A 6,542-nucleotide genomic window follows, 5' to 3' on the forward strand; every position below is an offset into this window, starting at 1 on the left:
GTGTTGGTAATAAGTACAATACAAAGTTGTAGAAGAAAAATAAAATGATGCCGCAAAACAAAATCCCATCCATACTGGATGGGATTTTTGTTTTCTATAGACAGGCAAATCAGAAGAGTTCCAACTGTTGATATGGTGCATTCGGTGTTTCGGGCTTTTCACCATAAAAGAGCTGAATATTGGCAAACTGTTTGTCGGTTATACACAAAATACCGACTTTTCCGAGTTTGGGAAGGTTGTTACGAATACGCTTCATATGAACTTCCGCATTTTCCATACTCGCACAATGTCGTACATAGATAGAAAATTGAAACATCGTAAATCCATCCTTCATCAAGGCTTTACGGAAATCTGTATAGGCTTTTTTTTCTTTTTTAGTTTCCGTAGGAAGATCGAAGAATACAAGAATCCACATAATTCTATATTCGCTAAGTCGGTCGAAATTAGTCATAATGGCTACATTTCTGGAAAATTGACGTGGCGCATCTCTCCAGCAAAACATTTATAAAGCGATGCGGTCGTTTGTTGGGCAGCTATCATCAGCGGACTGCGCTTTCCATTAATAACAACATCCAACATTGGTATTCCCAACAGTTGAATTTTCAATCGTTTATTGATTTCCGAAATGTCTTCATTTTGCCTTATGAGGTCCAATACTAATTCATCCACATACGGTCGATAGGGTTCCATTATATCGTCTGCCAAACAGTAGGCATTGTAGCGATTATGATGATGAATACCCAATGTGGGCAAGAGCCCGCTCCCAACTAAAGATCTTGCTATCACTGCACGCAGAATAGCATAGCCATAGTTCAGAAGATTGTTGGGTGGTGTACCTTCTCTGTCGCGCACAAAATCAGGGTAATCTTTAAATAAGTTTTTCCAATAGTAGGCTGCTGCTCTCGCTTCCAAATTGTCGGGATCTCCACTCCTCACATCGTTTGCCCAAACACGCATACAGTTTGTTTCCTTATCCGTATTGGTTTTCAACACATACTCCTGATTGAGTATCTTTTGCTTTACGGTCTGTTGCCACAGCTGCTTACGCAGAGGCAGAGAGACATCCAACTGCGTTCTAAACCGCTCGTTCTGTGTAGTGTTTCCGCAAAGTGGCAGCAATAAGCCTACAGGCATACTCTTTTGATCGCAAGTAATTACTGCACAATTATTTTCCAATAATGCTTCCAGTACGCCCGAAGTAATAGTGATGCGTCGATGATCGAGAATTACCACCCCAATATCTTCTATCGGGATGGTACGTTCAGCTTCTTTTTTCATTGCTACAGGCAACGTGTCGTTGCTTTCCACCTCTGGCAAATGCAATACCAACTGAGCATTGCGCAGGCTCAAATAGATGGGATTACTGAAGCACAGTGTTTTCTTTATCATGGGTAGATGGTTTTTTATTTTATAACTTTGAGAATCTTCCCTAAGCGATCTACCTCAAGCTTCCAGCAGACAGCCTTTATCATTTCACCTGAAATAGCCTTCTCCAATTTGTTTAAGGGAGAGAACTCTTTTTTGTTGGCAATACTTGTAGCTACTCGACAAGGAATAAAGAAACATTGACTCCCTGTTACACTTACCATCTTGTATATTCTTTCCTTATCCAACTTGCATTCGTTCGACAATTTATCTTCCTCCGTTGGCACATACACCAAGTCATTGGGCGACAGATAGAACTTCAACGGAACATCTTTCTCGTTTTTCTCTGGAACAGGCAATATCCCTTGCTTTAATCGTTCTGTCACTTCATTCAGCGGAACTGTGTTATAGCTTCGTTCTCCCTCTTCATTTTCATAGATAGCAAAATAGAGATTGGTTCCTTTCTGCGCTTCAACATACTTTGCTGCTTTATTTCCAGTCTGTCCAACTTGATACTTTGCACCCATTGGCTCCGCAACCCTCACTTTCAAAATAGGCTGATGAAGCTTTCCATCATTGAATAGAGAAATGTTCTTATTCATTTCGGCAATGCCTTCAGGTGTGAAAGCTATATTTGGATCACCGCCTTTCTCTTCAAGATAATTGAGAAGTATCTTTTGTATGCCAGTGTCAGTGATCGTCTCAATACGCTTTTTGTCGAAAGATGTATCAAGTGGTTTTCTTGTTGCCGCCATCCTTTCTTTTTCATCGCTATATTGCCACACTTCCACTTTCTCAACATTTTGTCTATTCCAGCGATAGTTAATGCTCTTGAAATGTGCAAGCATTTGTTTGGTATTGAAATGTTTTTCAACCAATTCATTGATATACGCTTTAAGCTCCTTATTACAGATATTCGGAATATTCTCGAGCGCATTTTTCAGTTTAACAGTAGTTTTACGCTTGAGATTTACATGTCCGAAGACAGTTTCCTTGTGCATCGGCTTGCGGATTGCCCACATCTCACTACTCTTTTGTTCTGCCGTTGTTTTCTTTCCCTGCTCATCGTATCGCTCATAATAGTTCGTTGCTTTGTTGATGATACGTACATAATTTCTGAAACTTACAACAATATCTTGCAATGCTACACGGGCATCCTGTGTAAAACTCTCCCATGGCTTACGGATGATGCGATTTTTATCGCATAACAGTCTGCGCAGATCTTCTCGCTTTTTCTGACTGTTTGCTGATTCATTATTGAGATAGTTAATAATATTGCGCGATGCGCAGGCTATAACAAGTGCATCCATCGCATGATGACGATGGTCAATGCGTTTTTTACTGAAACCAAGCTGCAATTCTATAGGAACTGAGGTTTGGAATACTCGTTTCTCCTCTTTGTTTTCCCAATGCCCGAATGCTTCTGTTCCCGTCATCCGATTAAGACGTTCAAAACGAGGAAAAACAATACTGTTCCATACATCATTCAAGCCCCAGTCTTTTTTCAATCGGTCGGTAATACCACCCGAACACGGAACAACAAACTTTGAAGTAACATCCATTTCATCCTCTGTTCGCACAATGTTGGAAAGCAAGGCTTTCACCACTTTACTGATATATCTGCTGTCATTCATCTGCCGATTGAGAAACTCCTGTGGAATATCCTCCATTAGGAGTTTTTCTTTTTTCGCCCTATGGTTAATATAATGCTCGTTAACAAAAGCCTTATATTCACTTTCGTTTAATATCTTTACATCACCCAACATTGTACAATGCACAATTTCTCCGCCATGTGCTTTGATGAATTCATAACCGAGCATATTGGATTTCAGTCTATTCACCTCAGCTTCGCATATCACCTTGTTGCTAAAGGAGTCGTCAAAGTACCGGCTCTGCGGAATAACATGTTCTATTTGGTAAGCTGAAGTAAATAGCTTGGAAAGCGAAATAAACTTACCAGTATAAGGTGAACGATACTTCTGGTCGAGCCACAGTTTGTATCTACGCAATTCGGTCGCAGTAGGCTGTGCCATCTGCGAGATTTTAGAAATATCTGCAAACGCTTCATCATCTCTCTTCAACTGCAACAAAGCACCTTCTTCATAAATTCGTAATATGTCTTGCTGCATTGGCGAATTCGGACGGACTTCCTTGATATCTGTGTCTTTTTTGAGTTCCATCAGCAAGCTCTTAATCCTTAGATTGGTATTTTCATTTTTCAGAATGTTCTTCGTCATACGAGCACGTTGGTCTGCCGTCCGTTTCATATCACGTCCTAATTCCACATGGATTTCGTCAATATGTCCGGCTTCTTTCCATATATCGTGTACGGTGCGAAGCGTTTCAAGGATACATTGCTCTACAATGGGATTACGAAGCGAATGTTGTTTGAAGCCGTTGATATAAGATTGTAATTGTTCTGGTGTTTCCCAGTGTTGTATATCAGTCACCTCGGAATGCCGACCATACACGACATAGCATGCCAACCATTCCGGAAGGGCTTGAAAATCATCGATCTGATTAAATGAACGAGCTGTATGCCCCATCCGTTCTTTGATTTTCTCTTCGATGTCGCCTCGAATAATGCTCCTTATCCGATTTTGTGTTTCTTCACAGATATTGGCCTCACTCCACATACTCCCCATACGCATTACCGCCAACAGCTTCTTTACAGCTTTCTCCGAATAAGCGCCATGGTCCTTTATAAATGGTTTCACTTTTAGAAAAGAACTCACAAAAGCGTCATCAGAATTCAATTTGCGCAATGCGCTCTCTGCCTCTGCTTTTACCTCTATGGAATAAAGCAAATGCCAAAGGCGATATTGTCGTCCGTCTTCATCTATCCAACTCCGGTCAATGCCTGCCCTGTCAAGAGCTACAAGCAATTCATATCGGGTTTCGTTGCAAGGATACTTTTTCTCTTTGTCCTCTATGTAGTTCCACCGAATTTCAAATTCTTTTTCCCTTCCTAGCTTTACTTTCTTTAATCGAAAGAAATCCTTGAGCAACGTTTCTTGGTTTATTTCCTTGCGATTGTTCAGATAATCAAACAATCGCACATAGTCTTCTTTCGTCGGCAAATAGTCGGCCGTTACTTCCTTATCAGTCATACGATCAAATAGACGAAGATTCAAGACGAACTGCCATAAACGAAACTCTTAATAATAAGGATTCGATTTGGCTATGCACTTGATACCTTGCTTCTTGATCTCACCTGTTTCCTTGTCCACATATCTGTAATATTCATAAGGACAGTCGGCAATGAGCGATTTCTTACTTTTCAACGGTCGCTGATAGAAGATAAGATCAGACAATAATAAATACACCATGTCTTTTTTCAGCAAGCTTTGTTGATGGGGCAGATTGCTACGATAAAGTTCTTCTGCACAAACAGCAAGCATTTGCTCACTTCGCAGTTCTTCATGATACTTACGCTGCTGAGTCAATATAGCCTCGAGTTCAGCTCGATAATATTTGCGCTCAATCGTATGAATAAAGTTTCCTCGTATCTTATCGGAAGGTTCTGCCAGCAAATGTTCGTAGATAAATGCCCCGACCGTTTTACCCGAGGCTTCCAAATCTGTTTCCGTTCGTTTCTTGCGCAATCCCCAATCATCTTCTTTCGGTGCGCGATACGATCGTTTTTCCTTTCCATCCTTGTCCTTCTTCGGCGTTACACCATCCTTTTCGTACTCCGTCGTTATAATAAATTGTTTTGTTTTTCCAACCCAATCATCAAGTGAAATTTTACTACTTCGTCGATAGATACACCCATTTTCCAAATGCACATTATACCATACATCATCACCTTTCCCTTTTTCAGCAGCCTCCACAGCTACAACTTTCAGTTCACAAAACTCCTCACGTTTGGTTGGATTTTCGTCTTCCTCCTCTCCGCGAAGCTGATAATAACCACGCTTTTGGTTGAAACTGAGCAATATCCACGCCAATTCCTCTTTTCTTATAGCCTGCGTGAGTGCTTTCTTCCGCAAATAATAGAGTGTCCAATCAAGTGGAATTTTCTTTCCATCAGCTACCAATGCTGGCTGATGGCTCGTAAAATCTGCTATCATCTCATAAAACGAGTTCATGAACAAGAAACGCATACTGCCGTCTTCTTGCCGCTCCCATGCAAGTTTAGGCTCACCGTTGTCAAGAAACTTCCCATAAGTTTTAGCGCAATCTCTGTCCCAACCGATTGCAGCATCATAGTGTTGTGGTAAAAATCCTAATCTATGCAACACCCGATGTAAGCGTTCGCGTCGCTGCAGCGACCGTTCTCTTATCCTCCGCACACCTCTAAACCCTGTGCGAACAGAAGTTTGCGACTCGGTAACACCCTTACCAAAATTGTCCAACACATCCTGACTCATCGGAATAATCCGGCAGCCGAGTTTAATATCGTGCAGATAATTCCAGTTGTCATCTTAAGAGACTTTAGCCCAACCAATACTATTGGTTCCCAAGTCTAATCCTAAAATTGTTTTCATCTTTTTGATAGATTTATTTGGTTATTAATTATTTAGTTGCTAAATTTGCAAAAGAATTTTCATGCAAGTCACAATAAGGATTATTCCGTTGTGAAAACAAACAAGGCGGGGCAACTCGCCTTATTTTATTTCCAATAACAGGAAATAATTTTTTGTAAAGGTATGAATAATTTTTCATAATTTGTATAAATCCGATAAATATATATGACTTTCTGCTAAACAAAAACTGAAAATCTATAATTATACATAGAAATATCATTTTCATGATATAAGTTTTAAACATCAACAATATAGTCAATTAACAATATTAAATGAAGGAAGCGAATCGAATTAAGGCACAAGAGCAAATACGAAATAACAGAGTATTCCGAGGCTCAGTAGAAAATCAATGGGGATAGGCATATAGTTTTGCAATTCTGAATAAAAAGAACTTCTTGTCTGCCACTCCTCTTAGATTGGCTCGGAAAAGTTTAATTTTGGCATTGAACGATTCTGCCATGGCATTCGAAGATCTGTTGTTATAGAAGTTCAATATCTCATCATAATGCTCGTAGAATGTGGCAGCAATCACATTGAATGAATGGAAGTCTGCCTCTTCAACTTTATTGTACCACCGTGCCATGGAGAGCCTGGCTGCATCCTTGATGGTGTTCTTGGCGAAGATTATGCGCAGTGAGTGGCACAGTC

3 protein-coding genes and 1 pseudogene are annotated in these 6,542 nt (G+C 40.3%); all 4 read right to left on the minus strand.

Features of this window, described 5'->3' with window-relative positions:
* Positions 1–109: 109 nt before the first annotated feature.
* Entirely contained in the window at positions 110–451 is a 342-nt protein-coding gene (cas2, locus tag H515_RS0112635) for a CRISPR-associated endonuclease Cas2 (protein ID WP_025877409.1), read from the minus strand.
* A 5-nt stretch (positions 452–456) separates the two neighbouring features.
* On the minus strand, positions 457–1,389 hold the full coding sequence (gene cas1, locus H515_RS0112640; protein ID WP_025877407.1) for a type II CRISPR-associated endonuclease Cas1: 933 nt from the start codon (positions 1,387–1,389) through the stop codon (positions 457–459).
* Between the two features lie 14 nt (positions 1,390–1,403).
* Positions 1,404–5,855 (minus strand): annotated as a pseudogene (gene cas9, locus H515_RS13660) (type II CRISPR RNA-guided endonuclease Cas9).
* Positions 5,856–6,240: 385 nt separating this feature from the next.
* A partial coding sequence (locus H515_RS0112650) for a transposase (RefSeq protein ID WP_028902038.1) occupies positions 6,241–6,542 on the minus strand: 302 nt, incomplete at its 5' end.

The sequence above is a fragment of the Prevotella corporis DSM 18810 = JCM 8529 genome, assembly GCF_000430525.1.
In the GTDB taxonomy this organism is placed as follows: Bacteria; Bacteroidota; Bacteroidia; order Bacteroidales; family Bacteroidaceae; genus Prevotella; species Prevotella corporis.

Bases quoted from the DNA above. Each gene is read 5' to 3' on its own strand.
- cas2 (WP_025877409.1), bottom strand. From the start codon at position 451: ATGACTAATTTCGACCGACTTAGCGAATATAGAATTATGTGGATTCTT.
- cas1 (WP_025877407.1), bottom strand. From the start codon at position 1,389: ATGATAAAGAAAACACTGTGCTTCAGTAATCCCATCTATTTGAGCCTG.